Genomic DNA, 16,882 nt, shown 5'->3' with positions numbered 1-16,882 from the left:
GCGCTTATAGTGCTGGGGTGGATTCATCGTCGAAGCAACTGCCGGAGCGTTGCCCAAAGCACCCCCGTATGTGAGCGAGGATCGCCCGAAAGTGCCCCATATGTGAGCGAGCGTTGGGGTGGGAAAGCGGGGCCTTGTGCCGCTGGCGTAAACTTCCTATAAAGGTGACTTGGTTCACGGAAGGTTGACGCAATGCCCCCGCATACAATTCCCAACCCACTGCAGTTCCTCGAAAATACACTCAATCAGTGCGCCGAAGTGATCGGTGCCATCTCGGCCAATCAAGCGGATTGGCCCACGCCGTGCGAGGACTGGAATGTTCAGGACCTCCTGCACCACCTGGTGGTGCAGGACCTGCATAAGTACACCATCATGGCCCGCGGCAACAATGTGGATCCGCTGGCGGCAACGGCAACTGTTGGCGCCGACTGGTCGACCCGGTTCAGTGACGGCGCGGTCATGCTGATGAGGGCTTGGGCCGCGGCCGACCTGAACGCGCAAGTGGCGCTGCCCGGCGGTGGTGAGGCTCCCTTGCGCAGCCGCATCGGCCTGCAAATCACCGAATTTACCGTGCACTCCTGGGACCTGCTCAAGGCCACCGGAGTCCCCATCATTTTGGATCCGGCACTGGCCGACCAGTCGCTGGCGTGGGCGCAACGGATGCTCAAGCCCGAGTATCGAGGCGTGGAAAGAGGCATTGGTCCGGAGGTGCGGGTCCCCGTCAGTTCGGATTCATACACCCGGCTTGCCGGCTGGTTTGGCCGCAGCCCCTACTTTCGCTCCGGCCCCAGAGTCCAGTCCCTTAGATAACCATCTGGTTGCAACTTGGCCTTTGCGGCACTTGCCTCCGATAAAGATGATACTGATTGACTATCAAGAACGTGGTCCAGGTCACACGACGAAGTGTGGCCTGTTCCATGCAAACGACAAAAGAAAGTTTGCTGATGGTTAAGAACAAGCTTGGGCTGAAAACAATGATCGCCGTTGCCGGCGTATCCGCACTGGCACTGACAGCCTGCACCGGCCCTGCCGGCGGCGGTGACGAAACCTCCGGGGCTCCGGGGACTGCGGGAGGCCCCATCGTGGTGGGCACCACCGACAAGACCACCTTTCTGGATCCGGCTGGATCCTATGACAACGGCTCGTTCATGGTGATGAACCAGATCTACCCCTTCGTGTTGAACTCGGCGGCGGGCATACCCCTTCGTGTTGAACTCGGCGGCGGGCAGTGCGGACCCCAAGCCTGATATTGCGGAGTCGGCTGATTTTACGTCCCCCACCGAGTACACGGTGAAGTTGAAGGCGGGCCTGAAGTGGGCCAACGGTTCCGAACTGGATTCCAAGGATGTGAAGTTCTCCTTCGACCGCCAGCTCAAGATCAATGACGTCAACGGTCCGGCAACGCTGCTGGCAAACCTTGACAGTGTTGAGGCTCCGGATGCCACCACAGTGGTGTTCAAGCTGAAGTTGGGAAACGATCAAACATTCCCACAGGTGTTGACCAGCCCCGTAGGACCCATCGTCGACGACTCGGTGTTCAGCGCAGACGCCATCACCACCGATGAAGACATCATCAAGGGCAAGGCGTTCGGCGGACAGTTCACGATTGACTCGTTCAAGAAGAATGAACTGATCGCCTTCAACAAGAACCCCGAATACAAGGGCCTGCTGGGCCCTGCAAAGTCCGATTCGGTGACCATGAAGTACTACGCCGACTCCAACAACATGAAGCTGGACGTGCAAAAGGGCAACATTGACGTTGCCTGGCGCAGCCTCACCGCCACCGACATTGAAAGCCTGAAATCGGACAAGAACGTCAAGGTGGACATTGGTCCCGGCGGCGAAATCCGCTACATCGTCTTCAACTTCGATACCATGCCGTTCGGCGCCAAGACGGCCGACGCCGATGCGGCCAAGTCCCTTGCCGTCCGCCAGGCCATGGCCGACTCCATTGACCGGGCAAAGATTGCCGACCAGGTTTACAAGGGCACCTACCTGCCGCTGTACTCCTATGTCCCCGCCGGCTTCACAGGTGCCATCGAACCCCTGAAGGCTGACTACGGTGACGGCAACGGCGGACCGGATGTTGCCAAGGCAACCAAGGCCTTGGCGGACGCCGGAGTGCAGACCCCTGTGACGCTGGACCTGCAGTACAACCCGGACCACTACGGTTCTTCCTCGGGCGACGAATATGCAGCCATCAAGGCCCAGCTGGAGGCGACCAAGTTGTTCACGGTCAACCTGCAGTCAACGGAATGGGTTTCCTACTCCAAGCAGCGCACGGCGGATGCCTACCCGATGTACCAGCTGGGCTGGTTCCCTGACTACTCCGATGCTGACAACTACCTGACACCGTTCTTCAGCACGGACAACTTCTTGAAGAACCACTACAGCAACACGGCCGTGCAGGACATGATCACGGAGCAGTTGACCATGAACGATCCCGCCAAGCGCACCCAGCTGATCGAGGACATCCAGACGGCGGAAGCCAAGGACCTCTCCACCCTTCCGCTGCTGCAGGGCGCCCAGGTTGCCGTGTCCAACGTCAAGGTCAACGGCACCAAGGACACCTTGGATGCGTCGTTCAAGTTCCGTCTGGGTGTTTTGTCCAAGTAGTGCCCACAACGCACCTCTAGGACAAGAACTCAGTGGCAAAAGGCGGGGCATCGAACATAGGAGCCCCGCCTTTTGCATCACCAGAAATAGGCGCACATGACCGCAATGATTGACCTGCCGGTGGAGGAACCCGCCGTGCCGGCACCGCACAAGAAGAACAGGGCCGGTGGCGGCCTCGGCAAGTACCTTGCCGTCCGTTTTGTCTTGATTTTCCCCACCATTTTCATCCTCGTCACCATGGTGTTTTTCCTGATGCGGCTGACAGGGGATCCCATAACAGCAGCACTGGGTGGGCGGCTGCCACCGGATCAGCTGGCGGAACGCATCCATGAAGCCGGCTACGACAGACCCATTTTCATCCAATACTTTGAATATCTGGGACAGATCGCCACAGGCAACTTTGGCCGCACCATCTCAGATAACCAGCTCATCTCCGACATGCTGGCCACTTATGGCACGGCGACCCTCGAACTGGCCATCAACTCGCTGTTGGTGGCGTTGGCCATCGGCATCCCTTTCGGCATGCTGGCCGCGTACAAGCGCGACAAGTACCAGGACGCGATCTTGCGTGTCCTGGCCATCTCCTTCTACGCCACCCCGGTGTTCTTCGCAGGCCTGCTCCTGAAACTGGTCTTCTCGGTTTGGCTGGGCTGGTTCCCCGTGGCCGGACGGGCCAGCATCAGCACGGAAATTGCCATGACCCAACTCGAGGCGCCCACCGGCATCTACTGGTTGGATGCGCTGCGCAGCGGCAACATGGAAGCCTTTTGGGACGTTGCCCAGCACTCGGTGCTCCCGGCCATCGCCCTCGGCCTGCTGACAGCCGGCATCTTCCTGCGCCTGGTGCGCACCAACGTCATCGGCACTCTCAGCAAGGACTACGTCGAGGCCGGGCGGTCCCGCGGTGTCAGCGAGTACCGGCTGGTCACCAAACACGCCTTCAAACCGGCACTCATCCCCATCATCACGGTCATGGGCCTGCAAATTGCGCTCCTGCTGGGTGGTGCCGTGCTGACCGAAACCACCTTCGAATGGAAAGGGCTCGGCTTCCAGCTGGCCCATTACCTCACCGCGCGTGACTTTGTTGCCGTCCAAGGCATCGTGGCCCTGCTGGCAGTGATCGTGGCCCTCACCAACTTCATCGTCGACGTCATCGCCGCGCTGATCGACCCGAGGGTGAGGTATTAAACCATGGCGATGAAACGTTCACTCCTGGGCCGCCTGCCCATCTTTGCCCAACTAAAGAAGAGTGTGGGACTGCAACGCGGCATGCTGGTTGCCGGCATTGCCATGACCTGCATCTTCCTGCTGACGGCCGCCCTTGCGCCGTTGCTCGCCCCCTACGGCGCAACCCAGCGCTTCAATGAAACTCAGGCACCGCCGTCGTCCGTTCATCTTTGGGGCACGACGGCGGGAGGTTATGATGTCTTGTCCCGCACCATTTGGGGTTCCCAGACAGCCTTCCTTGTGATTGTGGTTGCGGTTGCGCTGTCGATCTTCCTGGGCGTGATCCTGGGCCTGGTTTCGGGCTATATTGGCGGCTGGCTGGACCGGATCCTGGTGGTTGTGGCGGATGCGATCTATGCCTTCCCGACGCTGCTGCTGGCCATGGTCATGTCGATTGCGCTGAACCAGGGGCGCTCCTCCATGTGGACCGGCATTTTCTCGGCCGCCATTTCCATCACCGTCGTGTTCATTCCGCAGTATTACCGAGTGATCCGGGCTGAAACGATCCGGCTCAAGGCGGAACCTTTTGTGGAGTCGGCCATTGTGGTGGGGGCCTCCAGTGTGCGCATCATGGCCCGGCACATTTACAAGAACGCCACCCGCACGCTGCCGCTGATCTTCACCCTGAACGCCTCGGAGGCGATCCTGACCTTGGCCGGTCTCGGCTTCCTGGGCTTCGGCATTGAACCCTCCACGGCGGCGGAATGGGGTTACGACCTCAACCACGCCCAGTCCGATGCCACGGCCGGAATCTGGTGGACAGGTGTGTACCCGGGTGCGGCCATTGTGCTGACTGTGCTGGGGCTGACTCTGCTGGGCGAGTCCATGAATGACCTCAATGACCCGCGCCTGCGGGGCCGGAAACGGGCCAAAAAGAAGAAGGAATTGGTGGACGCATGAGCCGGCACGCAAGCAACAGCCCCGCGGGCCACAGCCCCGTAGGGGAAGCCGAGCCGCGGCCCGTCCTGGACATCGCAGATTTAAAGGTCACCTTTACCACCGACCAGGGTGATGTGAAGGCGGTGAAGGAAGTGTCCCTTAGCGTGGCGCCCGGTGAAATTGTGGCGATCGTGGGTGAATCAGGGTCGGGTAAGACAGTCACGGCGAAGGCCATTCTGGGGTTGCTGCCGGAGACAGCGGAGAGCAGTGGCGCCGTGGTCATTAGCGGCAATGATGTTATCACCGTCAGTGCGAAACAGCTGCGTCAGCTTCGCGGCCGTGACGTGGCCATGGTGTTCCAGGAACCCTCCACGGCGTTGAACCCGGTGCGCACAGTGGGCTGGCAGATTGCCGAAGGGCTGCGTGCCCACCGTCCGGACGGGAAGCGGGTGGGGAAGAAGGAAGCTCGTCATCTTGCCATTGAGGCGCTGTCCAAGGTAGGCATTCCCGAGCCGGAAAAACGTGTTGACTACTACCCTCACCAATTCTCCGGTGGCCAGAAGCAACGCGTCGTCATTGCTGCTGCGCTTGCCCTGAACCCCGGCCTGATTGTGGCGGATGAACCAACCACCGCACTCGATGTCACGGTCCAGGCTGAAATCCTGGAGCTGCTGCGGGACCTGCGCGACCGTTACGGCACCTCCATTGTGCTGATCACCCACAACATGGGCGTCGTGGCGGATTTGGCAGACCGTGTGGTTGTCATGTTTGAAGGCGACGTCGTGGAGGAAGCCAGTGCGGAGGTGTTGTTTGCCGCCCCGAAGGAGGCGTACACGCAAAAACTGCTGGCGGCTGTGCCCCACCTGGGCCACAATTCGGCCTCCGAAGGGTTCACCGCGCGCGCCTTCCAGGACAAGGAAGTGTTGGTGCGAGCCACGGACCTGGAGATTGAATATCCCGGACGTTTGGGCAGCCCGGCGTTCCGGGCCGTGGACAAGGTGTCCTTCACCATCAGCGCCGGTGAAGTGTTTGGCCTGGTGGGGGAGTCCGGTTCGGGCAAGACCACCATTGGGCGTGCCATTGCCGGGCTGAACCGCACAACCGGCGGCTCACTGGAGGTTCTGGGCTACGAAATGCTCAATTACAAGGAACGCTCCTTCCGGCCGCTGCGTAAGGACATCGGTTTCGTGTTCCAGGATCCTGCGGCGTCATTCAACCCGCACCTGACCATTGGCGAGTGCGTGGCCGAACCGTTGCTCATCCACACCGAGCTCTCCGCCCCGGCCGTGAGCAAAAAGGTGGCGGAACTCCTTGAGTCGGTCCAGCTGCCAAGCGCATACGCCAAGCGGTTTCCTCATGAGCTGTCAGGCGGGCAGCGCCAGCGTGCCTCCCTGGCGCGCGGCCTGGCCCTTAAGCCCAAGCTGCTGATCGCCGATGAACCCACGTCGGCGCTGGATGTTTCGGTTCAGGCGAAGGTGCTGGAACTGTTCCGGGAGATTCAAACGGAGCTAGGTTTTGCGGCCTTGTTTATCAGCCACGATTTGGCCGTCGTGGACATCCTGGCCGAGTGGGTGGGGGTGCTGTACAAGGGATCCCTGGTGGAACAGGGCATCGGCAACCAGATCATGGGCAACCCGCAGCACGACTATACGAAACGGTTGATCGCCTCCCTGCCTGTGCCGAACCCGGCCGAACAAGCGCAGCGGCGCGCCATTCACCAGGCGTTGCTGGCCGCGAATTAGCCCGCCCGCCGGGACCAGGCCAAGGGCAGGCGGTGCGCCGGGTGGACAGGAGTTTTGTCCACCCGGCGCACCGCCTAAACTGTCCCTATGACCGAATCGAGCCACCCGCAGCACCTGTCCGTTGAAGATTTTGACCCGGCCGCCAGTTCCCTCACGGGTGCCGTTGACCCGGCCGTCATGGCCGAGCTGCTCTCCATCCGCTCGAGCATCGACAACTTTGACGCCACCCTCGTGTACCTGCTCGCCGAACGGTTCAAGGCCACCCAGCGAGTTGGCATTCTCAAGGCCGCCCACCAGCTTCCCGCAGCCGATCCCAACCGTGAAAAGGCCCAGATTCACCGCCTGCGAGCCCTCGCCGAGTCGGCCAACCTGGACCCCGCTTTCGCCGAAAAATTCCTGAACTTCATCATCAGCGAGGTCATTCACCACCACCAGGCCATCTCCCAGAGCCACTCCGCCGTGGCCGCCACGGGCGTTGTTCCCGTGGTCAGCCTCGATGGCCAGGGCTTTGTCGCCCATGCGGACACTGACACGGACGACGGCGGCACGGCGCTTAAGTGAGCCCCTCAGCAGATACCGGCTCACCTTCCGCCCACCCGCGGAGTGCCTCCGAACACCGCGGTGCTGGCGAGGCGGCGACCCGTACCGCACCGGTGGCCGAACCCGTTGCCACCGCCACATCCCTGGGCCCGTGGCCGGGCGCCGACCCGGTGGAGGCGGCCAAGGTTGGCCTCGGGGTGCTGCTTGAACCACATCTGCCCGGGCTGGCCAGCCTGCCCGCACGGGGTGTGGGTTCGGACGCTGTGGGGCGCACGGCAGCGATGCTCGTTGAGATGCCTGTTGACGTCCAGCCCTACGGCTGGCGCATCGTTGACCGCCCGGGCCAGGACCAGCGCCGGGCAACATCCGCGCTGTCCACGGACATCAACGTCCTGGCCGACGTTGTGGGAGCTGGCGAATTGGCGCCGGCTGAATACAAGGTCCACGTCTTGGGCCCCGTGTCGCTGGCTGCGGCGCTCCACCTCCACTATGGTGAGCGGGCCCTGCGCGACCACGGGGCACGGCGTGACATCGCCGAATCGCTGGGCGACGGCCTGCTCGCCCACGCCCAACAGCTGCGGTCTGCGGTTCCTGGTGCGGCGCTGACCTTGCAAATTGATGAGCCGGGCGTGGCCGGTGCACTGGCCGGAACCATCCCCACGGCATCCGGCTACAGGACTCTGCGCTCCATTCCTGCCTCCGAGCTGCGCCAGGCCTGGACGGACTTTGTGGCAGCCGCCCGTCGGGCCGGTTTCAACCAGGTGTCCATGAACCTCGCGCCGGAAAGCGGTGCCGCGCAGGCGGTGGCTGCCCGGACCGGCACCGCCCAAGCCGGCGCAGACCAGTCCTTCTCAGTTCGGGGTGCAGGGGATGACACGGCTGCGGCCGAGGCTACTGCTTGGCGAACTGCACTGGGTATTGCCCTGGGCAGCGGCATCGATGCCGTCGCCGTGCCGCTGCACAACTTGGACACCGGGCATTGGGAACAGCTGGCCGAAGCGCTGGAATCCGGCACGGGTGTGTGGGCCGGAACTGTCCCTGCCCGCCCGGGTGTGGCGCTGCCGTCGTACGCAGCCCTGGTGGAACGGATCATGGTGCCGTGGCGCAGCCTGGGCTTGGAAATGGCACTGCTCCCGCAGTTGCGGATCACCCCGTCCGGCAGCCTCGCGGCACTCTCCCCGCAGGAGGCGCGACAGGTGTTGGAACGGTCGCTGGAAGTTGCCGAGGAATTGAGTGCAATTCGCTACCGCTAGACCGCCCGTCATCCCTCGCCCTCCTCGCCACCACCACCCACCACCCGCCACCCGCCACTGCTCACCCCGCCACCGCTCACGCCGCCACCGCTTCGTCGAGATATGAGATGACGCCCTGCTCGCCACCCAACGATGGATCAGCATCGACGGGGACTGCAGTCCGCCCTGCAACGCGTTACGGCATTCCCAAGAAGGGCCGACTAATGGTGATGCCGCGGCAGGCAGAATTGACGGCAATTCGTTACCCCCAGTTCCTCAGCAATTCACCATCGGCTATTAGCATTGTTTCCCTAACTACGTATTTTCGGGGGCGTCATGGAAGCAAGAAAGCTGGCCTTGAGGGGTGGGGCGGGCCTTGCCCTAGCCATTTCCACGGCCCTGCTGGGGCCCGTGGTGGTGCCGACATACCCCGTGCCCCGGGTTGTGGCGCCGCCGGCCGTCGCAGTTGAGCCGGCCCCCGCAGCGGCGGACCGGAACGCGCTTCCCGACGGCGGCCGGGCGGTGGACTCCGGCAGTCCGGACGAGGCCGTGTCGGTGTGGGACCTACCAGCCGGCACGATTGTGTTAAATCCTGTCTCGGGCCGCCGCGAAATCCTAGACCCCGCGGTGGCGCGAACGGCCGTGCTCATGGGGGATTCCCAGTCAGCGGGCGCCGCAGGAACCGACGGCGCCCATACATGGGTGGCCGCGGGGCTTGCCGCACGCGGCTACAAGGTGGACTTTGTGGGTGCCCCCGGCACCGGTTTTGTGGCCGGAACAACCTTCCACGCCAACTATCCGGATGCCGTGGAGAGCGGCGCGGTCATGCTCCCGTATGGCAATCCGGCATTGGTAGTGGTCCAGGGCGGCGGCAACGACGCCGCTCAGGGTGCCTCGGATGCCCAGATCATGGACAATGCCGAGCGGCTGCTGCGGGACCTGAAGGCCAGCTATCCGAGATCCGATTTCCTGTTCATCGGCACCTTGTCCAGCGGAGCCGCTGCCGGCGGCCGCAGGGTCCAGGTCGATGCGCTATTGGCCGGAATTGCCCAGCGCAATGGGATACGGTTTATCAGTGCCGGTGACTGGATCACCCGCTACGGCCTGGCCGACAAAATGGCCGACGGCGTCCACCTGAACGCCAGCGGGCATGAGGTGCTCACCAAGGTCCTGACCGCAAAGCTGGGGGACCTGAAGCTCGTGGCACCCCGGCCCTGAGGGACTGACGCTGAGGGCTGCCACAGCTGATCCGGAGCCGAGGATCTAGAGCCGTCCTGCAGCCTTGAGCCTGATGTAGGCATCGGCCAAGGCTGGCGGGAGTTCCTGCGGGGGAGCATCCACCACATCCACGCCCGATTGCTGGAGCACGGCCGTAATGGCGGCCCGCCGGTTGAGGGTGTGCTCGGCAGCGGCAGCCCGGTAGACCGCCGTCGTGCTTGATCGGTCCAGACGGGCCTCATCCATGGCGGGGTCGCGCACGGTGGCAACCACCACAACATGTTGGCGGGCCAAGGAGGTGGCCAGCGGAATCAGTCCCTCTTCGGCGGAGCCGGCGTCGAGGGAGGTCACCAGCACAATCAACGCCCTGTGTGCCGTGACGGAGCGGACGGCGCCGGCCACGGCCGAGGTGTTCAGTTCAATAAGTTCCGGCTCCAGGGGTGCCAAGGCCTGCACCATGGCGTTGAGCAGATTGCCCTTGCCGGTGGAAGAGACTTTGGCACGCACCCGGCGGTCGTAGGCGAGCAGGCTGACGCGGTCGCCGCCGCGCTCGGCCAAAACGGCAAGGAGCAGGGACGCCTCGATGCCCGTGTCAAGGGCCGTCTCATCGGCGATGCGGCTGGCCGAGGTGCGGGAGGTGTCCAGGACAATGACCACCCGCCGGTCCCGTTCGGGCCGCCAGGTGCGCACCACCACGTCCTGGCGCCGGGCCGTGGCCCGCCAATCGATGGAACGCACATCGTCGCCGCGCACATAGTCACGCAGCGAATCAAACTCTGTGCCGGCACCGCGGATCTGCACGGCCGCCCTGCCATCAAGTTCGCGCAGTTTGCGCAATTTTGAGGGCAGGTGGCGCTTGGCGTGAAACGGCGGCAGCACGCGCAGGGTTCCGGGTGCCGGGATGGTGCGTTGCCGGGCGGCCATGCCCAGCGGGCCAAAAGAGCGCACGCTGACGTGGTGGGTGAACAGGTCCCCGCGCCGGGACGGGGTGAGCGACACGGTGAGCACCGCCCGTTCCCCGGGCCGAATGCGCACGCTTTGCAAGGCATTGACCGCCCCGGCCGAGGGCTGCCAGCCATCCTTTATGCCGGCTCGCAGCAGCCTCGGGGATTCATTGGCCAGGCGCAGCACGGCAGTACAGGGTTCGCCCAACCGCACACCCTGGGGGATGCTGCGCTGCAGGGCCACTTTTTGGGGTGAGGCGGCCAGAGCTAGGTCAACTGTGAGCACCACGGCCAAAACAGCCAGCGACAACAGCCAGGTGGCGAACCCAGGCATGGCAATGATGGGCACCAGCGCCGCTAGTGCCAAGAAGAAGAATCTGCCCGATATGGCCATGGTGTCCTTGATCCGTTCTCAGGAGTGGGAAGGCGGCTCAGTCGGGGGAGAGTTTCCCGGAGCCGGAGCCGGAGCCGGTTTAGCGGGGGACCGGCACGGTGGCCAGGATGGAGCGCAGGATGTCGTCGACGGCGACCCCGTCCATCTCGGCCTCGGGACGCAGTGCCACCCTGTGGCGCAGTGTGGGCAGGGCGAGAGCCTTGATGTCATCGGGGGTGACAAAGCTGCGTCCAGACAGCCACGCATAGGCGCGTGCCGACTTCAGGATGGCGGTTGCGCCGCGCGGGGAAACACCCAACTGGAACGATGGTGCGGTGCGGGTGGCCCTGACCAGATCAACAACATAGGCCAGGATTTCATCGGCCACGCCAACCTGCGACACCTCTTGTTGGGCCTGGGCCAGTTCGGCTGCGCCGGCCACGGCGCGCACCCCGGCACCGTGGAGGTCCTGAGGGTCAAAGCCGCGGCTATGCCTGCGAATCACCTCGATCTCATCGTCCCGGCCCGGCAGGTCCATGGTGAGTTTGAGCAGGAAACGGTCCAGTTGGGCCTCGGGCAGCGGGTAGGTGCCCTCGTACTCGACCGGGTTTTGGGTGGCCGCAACCATGAACGGCGACGGCAGGCGGCGTGAGACACCGTCAACCGACACCTGGTGTTCCTCCATGGCTTCAAGCAATGAGGCCTGCGTCTTGGGCGGCGTGCGGTTGATTTCATCGGCTAGCAAAATGTTCGTGAATACCGGTCCCGCACGGAACGTGAAGGCCGAGGTGGCGGCGTCATAGATCAAGGAGCCCGTCACGTCGCCGGGCATCAGATCGGGGGTGAACTGGACCCGCTTGGTGTCAAGGCTCAGTGCCGTGGACAGGGCCCGCACCAGCAGGGTTTTGGCAACACCGGGCACACCCTCCAACAACACATGGCCTCCCGCCAGGAGCGCAATGAGCAGGCCCGTCACTGTGGCCTCCTGGCCAACAACTGCCTTTGCCACTTCGCTGCGCACGGCCAGCAAAGCCTGCGCCGAGGCGCTGGGCGCTGGTTGGTGTGCGGGGGACTGGTGTGCCGGGGCGGAGGCAGGCACGCCAGCGGGCGCAGGTGCGGAGTTCGGGTAAGGGGTAGTCATCGACGTGCCACTTCTTCCTCTAGGGCCGCAAGTTCCACGGCCATGGACAACAATAGTTTTTCAGTCAAGGGCGGCTCGCCCAACAACAAGGCATGCAATTGTTGTTGCGGCCGCCCGGTGGCGGACGCAACAGCGTGGACCACGGCGTCGGGTTCGGCAGAAATGCCCAGCCGCAAGGTGCGTGCCAAACGGGTCAACGATGCCTGCCGCAATGACGCGGCAGCGGTGTCGAGGGCCCGGGCATCCTGGTACAGCCGAGCCCGGCCCGCCAGCGTTTCAGAGGCCTTGACGTGCACCGGCAGCGGTTCGCTGACCAGCGGCCCGTGCCGCCGCCCGCGCCACACCATGCCCAACATGGCTACCAGCAACAGCCACAACGATGCGGGGAAGATCCATTGGGGGGTCAGCTCAGCCAGCGTCGGGGGATGCTGCGCAACGGGAATGTCCTTGATAGTTGCGGTATACCAGATGAGCTTGGGTGTGCTCCCCAGCAGCCTCATGGTCAGCGCAGCATTGCCCCGGCTGGCCAGGTTTTGGTTAATGACGACGCCGGGATTTCCCAAGGCGGTGATGTCACCGGCGCTGTTGCTGGCCAGGAATCCTCCGCCACCCGCCGGCGAACCTGCGGGGATGAAGCAGGTTTGCGCACCTTTGAACAGCAGCAGTGGAGTGGTGACTGTCGTTGCGTCGGTGCCGGGCAGGGGGGTGCCGCCGTCGATCGTGCCGGCTGCCACGGCAGCGGGACTGCCGCAGCCGGGCGCCACGGTGGCCGTGTCGCCCGCAGTGCCCACGCTGGACAGCTCGGGGCTGAGGGCCTGGGTGGCCAGGGGGCCGGGTGCAACGGCCACCAGCTTGCCGCCGGCGTCCGACACGCTGTCCGTCAACTCGCCCACCCTGGCAGGGGACAGGAAGTTATTGGGGTCATAGAACAGCACGGTGCTGGCACCGGGGCCTTCGCCCTGAAGCAAAGCTTGGGTTGCTGACAGTGAGTCACTGGCCGTGACACTCACGCCCTGGTCCGCAAGGATGGCGGCCGCGGCCTGCGCTCCTGCCGGGGCAGGGTTGGTGATGGACAGTGTGCCGGAGCTGCGCCCGCCGCTGTTGCTCAAGAGATAGCCCAGGACGGACAGCAGGACAAAGACGGTTCCACAAACAATCCAGAAGCCGTGCTTCCTCCACCCCTGCCGGAGCCGGGTGCTCGTGCTGGCGGCCTCGGGTCGAAACACCATTTGATCGCTCACGAGTGCACCGCCGGGAACTCGTCAGCATAGTGCGGGGTGGTGGCGGCAAGTGAACGCTCTGTTGCCTGTAGTTCCTCATACATGGCAGCCGTGGGCGGCACCATGCCGTAGCGCACGGCGTTGAACAGCTCGGCACTGTGGAGCAACGCTTCCCGGTGGGAGGGGAAGGCGCGTTCAAGCACGCCCACAATTTCCGCAGCGGTTAGGCCAAGGGCCGGGACACTGACTGCCCGTTCCTCGGCGGCACGGACCATGGCCCTGAACGATTCGCTCACGGCCGTGTGGAAGTCACCGGAGCGTGCTGCCGTGCGGGCCATGGTGCGGTGCTGCTCCGAGGAGAGTATTTTTTCCCCATCAAAGACTGCGTCGGTGGCGGCCTTCCTGCGATTCAGCCGCGGCCTGATGATCAATACGATGGCGATCGCGGCGAGCAAAACCAGCCCCACCACCACGGCCAGGCCAATGTTGGCGTCGGCTACCCCCAGCTTTCCCAACAGTTCGGCAAACGCCTTTTTTAGCATGGCAAAAAGCTGTTCCGCCCACCCCGGCTTGGCGTCCTGGTACACCTTTTTGGCCAGCTCCTCCTGCGCCCATCGGCGGGCCTCATCGGCGCCCGGCACAACAGGGATGTCGGCGGGGCGCAGAACGGCAAGGAAGGCGGAAAAGACCATGGGCAGCGCCCTAGTTTCCGTACGGCCCGGGCTGCTGCCCCGGCTGGGCGCCCGTTGCCCCGGCTCCCGCAGCAAGGGCGGACGAGACAAGGGACCCGGGGATCCCGCCGTCGTCCTTTCCATGCTCGGCTTCCTTCAACAAGGTGATGTCAAAGCCGTCGCGGCGCATGCGCAGATCAACGTAGATCAAGCCCATGACACCGGTTTGGAAGGCAAGGGTGATGGCGCCGACCAGGGCACCAACAATCATGGCGATGCCCTGGGTGGCGAAAAAGATGCCGACGGTCTGCCCGGCTGTGGGCTCACCGCCAACCAGCACGGGGGTCAGCAAACCTGCCAGGAAAGCAACCGGGGTGGTGATGACGCTGCCGATGACGCCGGCGATGATGGCGGCCAGGATTGAGATGCCGAAGGTGCGCCACCAGTTGCTGCGGGTCAGCTGCCAGGAACGCTTGATGGCTGCGACGGCGCCGATGTTTTCCACGACGATGGCGGCCGGGGCCACGAGCACCTTGGTGCTGATCCAGACGGAGAGCGCAACGAAAGGCAGGCTGAGCAGAAGGGAGAGGCCGATGACGCCGAGGATGGCGGAGTCGGACGTGGTGGCACCCATGGCGAAGATCAGCCCGACGACGATGCCCGTGAAGATCAGGATTGCCGCCAATACTGCGACGGCATAGAGCAGTGCAAGGATGATCAGCGATCCCACGCGGGGCTTGGTCAGGCGCCACATCTGGGTGAAGGTGGTCTTGCGGTTCAGGACGGCGCGCAGCACCGGGACCACCAAGGCGCCCTGCAACACCATCTGGATCAGCACGGACAGGAACGCTGTGACCAGCATCGACAGCGAATAGCTGATGAGTTGGCCGCCAAGGGCCTCAAAGGCGGCGGGGTCTGATTCGTCGATGGTGGAGCTCATCGAGAACAGATCGGTCATGAGGTTGCCGAAGGCGAAGAACATCACCAACAGGGTCACGGCGGCCGTGGCGAGCTGGAAGATCAGTGCCGAGCCGAACATGGCCTTGCCGTTGCGGCGGGCCGTTTGAAAGGCGCCGTCCAGAATTTCGCCCAGTCCCAGGGGGCGCAGCGGGATGACGCCGGGCTTGGGCGGGGCAACATAGCCGCCGTAGCCGGGCTGGCCGTATGGCGGCTGAGGGGCCTGGCCGTACGGGGGTTGCTGGGGTTGCCCGTACTGCCCCCACTGGGGCTGCTGGGGTTGCTGGGGTTGCTGGGGCTGCTGCGGTTGCTGGGGTTGCCCGTACTGCCCCCACTGGGGTTGCTGCGGCTGCCCATACTGCCCCCACTGGGGTTGCTGGGGCTGGCCGTGGGTTTGCTGCGGCGCAGCCGGCGTCACGGGAGCCTGCCCGCCTTCACCCTGTGGATCAAGTGGTGGCTGCTGTGGTTCCTGCGTCATTTTGCTCCCTGTACTGCGGTGTCCATACTGCAAACCCTATCGGCTCAAACCATATCGGGAGGTGCCCACGGAATACCTAATTTGGGTTGGCACACGTCACGCAGCTTCTCTGAGTCCGCCAACTGGCAGTTAATGTCCTCAGAATAAATTTGGAGGACATTAACGGCTCTTGCTCTTTCGGGGGTGCTTCAGCCTGGGACCCACCATCCCGGCTGGCAGCATTCAAGCCGCTGTCGCCCTGGAAGTTTTCGCCTTGGCCGTCTTCGCCTTGGCTGTTTTCGGCAGGGGCGCAGAGCACCCCGTCCAGGTCTTGCCGACAGTGTGTGACAGGCCAGATCATTCGATCCCCGAGGCTCCGCCGAGGTTGAGCTGGAAACACATGCCGAGAATGGGCCACACTCGCAGCATTCTGACCGTGTTTCGCCGAAAATGGTTCAGGCTCGCGAGAATGGCGCAACTTCGACGGCATCTCACGTGTTCGGGCCATTCTCGGCGAAACAAGAAGCCACACGCTACGGCCCAGGGTCATTCTCGACGAAGCACACACCCTCCCGTACGAGTTTCCCGCACCCCGCACAAGGAAACAGGGCCGATGTCCGGTACCTGAGCGATGGATCGCCACAACAGCCCGCCAGCTGAGCGAAAAGGTTTGAAGACGTGACGGTCCGAAGACGTGACGGCGCGACGGTGAACCCACCCACGGAAAAGTCACAAGAGCCACATTAACTGCCAGTTCGCCGGAGGTGGGCGAGCAGTGCTGGCGGACCTTGACATGGAGGGAAGTCGGCAGGCGCGGGTGCCATGCCCTCTCCCGATCCGCGGCCTTCCGACGGGCCCCAAGCAGTATTCATGCTCCGCCGGTAGCGAATTTCGGCGCAAATTCGGCCATGTTGCGCCTCCCGTGGAGCGTCGATGGGGACATTGTGCGGGTAATAGGCAAATATAGAGGTATGAAGGCACGCATTTTAGTGGTTGACGATGACGAGGCACTATCCGAGATGATCGGCATTGTGCTGCGCAATGACGGCTTTGAGCCGGTTTTTTGCGCTGACGGGGCCAAAGCGCTTGAGGTCTTCCAGGACAACAAGCCGGATCTTGTCCTCCTGGACCTGATGCTGCCGGGCATGGACGGCATTGAAGTGTGCCGCCTGATCCGTGCCGAGTCCGACGTTCCCATCGTGATGCTGACCGCCAAGTCGGACACCTCCGATGTGGTGCGCGGCCTGGAATCCGGTGCCGATGACTATGTCGCCAAGCCCTTCAAACCGGCCGAACTCGTTGCGCGGGTGCGTGCCCGGCTGCGTCCCGGCGACGTCAAGGCCCCCGAAACGCTTGTCATCGGTGAGATCAGCATCGACGTGGCCGGCCACTCGGTTCGCCGTGCCGGTGAGAAAATTTCCCTGACGCCGCTGGAGTTTGACCTCCTGGTGGCACTGGCCCGCAAGCCGTGGCAGGTCTTCTCCCGCGAGCTGCTGCTGGAGCAGGTGTGGGGTTACCGCCACGCCGCTGACACCCGCCTGGTCAATGTCCACGTCCAGCGCCTGCGTTCGAAGATTGAGCGAGACCCCGAGGCCCCGGAAGTGGTCCTCACCGTTCGCGGTGTCGGCTACAAGGCCGGGAGCTAAGCCCCGCTTGGCAGTGAAC

General features: G+C 63.7%; 13 protein-coding genes and 1 pseudogene. 9 read left to right on the top strand and 5 right to left on the bottom strand.

Annotated features, from left to right (window positions below; all coding sequences use genetic code 11):
• Window positions 1–192: 192 nt before the first annotated feature.
• The 8 genes and pseudogenes from art_RS08140 (at window position 193) to art_RS08105 (ending at window position 9,454) form a co-directional block, all read left to right on the top strand.
• Window positions 193–810 (top strand): TIGR03086 family metal-binding protein, encoded by a 618-nt coding sequence (locus art_RS08140; protein ID WP_052136137.1) that lies wholly within the window; start codon window positions 193–195, stop codon window positions 808–810.
• 134 nt (window positions 811–944) lie between these two features.
• Window positions 945–2,616 (top strand): annotated as a pseudogene (locus tag art_RS08135) (ABC transporter substrate-binding protein).
• A gap of 105 nt (window positions 2,617–2,721) precedes the next feature.
• A complete protein-coding gene (locus art_RS08130) occupies window positions 2,722–3,804 on the top strand; it encodes an ABC transporter permease (protein ID WP_253901583.1) in 1,083 nt (360 codons plus the stop codon).
• A gap of 9 nt (window positions 3,805–3,813) precedes the next feature.
• Complete coding sequence (locus art_RS08125) at window positions 3,814–4,743, top strand: ABC transporter permease (RefSeq protein ID WP_367643771.1); 930 nt, start codon at window positions 3,814–3,816, stop codon at window positions 4,741–4,743.
• Window positions 4,740–6,464, top strand: a complete 1,725-nt coding sequence (locus art_RS08120) for an ABC transporter ATP-binding protein (RefSeq protein WP_038463875.1) — start codon at window positions 4,740–4,742, stop codon at window positions 6,462–6,464. The genes art_RS08125 and art_RS08120 overlap by 4 nt, the downstream gene beginning before the upstream one ends.
• Window positions 6,465–6,551: 87 nt before the next feature.
• Window positions 6,552–7,025 (top strand): chorismate mutase, encoded by a 474-nt coding sequence (locus tag art_RS08115; protein ID WP_082000185.1) that lies wholly within the window; start codon window positions 6,552–6,554, stop codon window positions 7,023–7,025.
• A gap of 92 nt (window positions 7,026–7,117) precedes the next feature.
• Window positions 7,118–8,257, top strand: a complete 1,140-nt coding sequence (locus art_RS08110) for a hypothetical protein (RefSeq protein WP_038463872.1) — start codon at window positions 7,118–7,120, stop codon at window positions 8,255–8,257.
• A gap of 315 nt (window positions 8,258–8,572) precedes the next feature.
• Complete coding sequence (locus art_RS08105; protein WP_038463870.1) at window positions 8,573–9,454, top strand: SGNH/GDSL hydrolase family protein; 882 nt, start codon at window positions 8,573–8,575, stop codon at window positions 9,452–9,454.
• Window positions 9,455–9,499: 45 nt separating this feature from the next.
• Here the strand turns inward: art_RS08105 and art_RS08100 are convergent, their stop codons facing one another.
• The 5 genes from art_RS08100 to art_RS08080 form a co-directional block, all read right to left on the bottom strand.
• Window positions 9,500–10,792, bottom strand: coding sequence for a DUF58 domain-containing protein (locus art_RS08100; protein WP_038463867.1), 1,293 nt, complete (start codon window positions 10,790–10,792; stop codon window positions 9,500–9,502).
• Window positions 10,793–10,871: 79 nt separating this feature from the next.
• Window positions 10,872–11,912, bottom strand: coding sequence for a MoxR family ATPase (locus tag art_RS08095; RefSeq protein ID WP_082000184.1), 1,041 nt, complete (start codon window positions 11,910–11,912; stop codon window positions 10,872–10,874).
• Window positions 11,909–13,153 carry a DUF4350 domain-containing protein gene (locus tag art_RS08090; protein WP_157875212.1) on the bottom strand — a complete coding sequence of 415 codons (1,245 nt, stop codon included), beginning with the start codon at window positions 13,151–13,153 and terminating at the stop codon, window positions 11,909–11,911. The genes art_RS08095 and art_RS08090 overlap by 4 nt, the downstream gene beginning before the upstream one ends.
• Window positions 13,150–13,824, bottom strand: coding sequence for a DUF4129 domain-containing protein (locus art_RS08085; RefSeq protein WP_052136134.1), 675 nt, complete (start codon window positions 13,822–13,824; stop codon window positions 13,150–13,152). Before art_RS08085 ends, art_RS08090 begins: the two co-directional genes overlap by 4 nt.
• A 10-nt stretch (window positions 13,825–13,834) precedes the next feature.
• Window positions 13,835–15,238 carry a hypothetical protein gene (locus art_RS08080; protein WP_052136133.1) on the bottom strand — a complete coding sequence of 468 codons (1,404 nt, stop codon included), beginning with the start codon at window positions 15,236–15,238 and terminating at the stop codon, window positions 13,835–13,837.
• A 950-nt stretch (window positions 15,239–16,188) separates the two neighbouring features.
• On the opposite strand from art_RS08080, the gene mtrA reads away from it, so the two are divergent.
• Entirely contained in the window at window positions 16,189–16,863 is a 675-nt protein-coding gene (gene mtrA, locus art_RS08075; protein WP_038463865.1) for an MtrAB system response regulator MtrA, read from the top strand.
• The last annotated feature ends 19 nt before the right edge of the window (window positions 16,864–16,882 follow it).

Origin of the sequence: Arthrobacter sp. PAMC 25486, assembly GCF_000785535.1 — a bacterium.
Lineage (GTDB): Bacteria > Actinomycetota > Actinomycetes > Actinomycetales > Micrococcaceae > Specibacter.
This window is presented reverse-complemented; position numbering and strand designations above follow the sequence as displayed.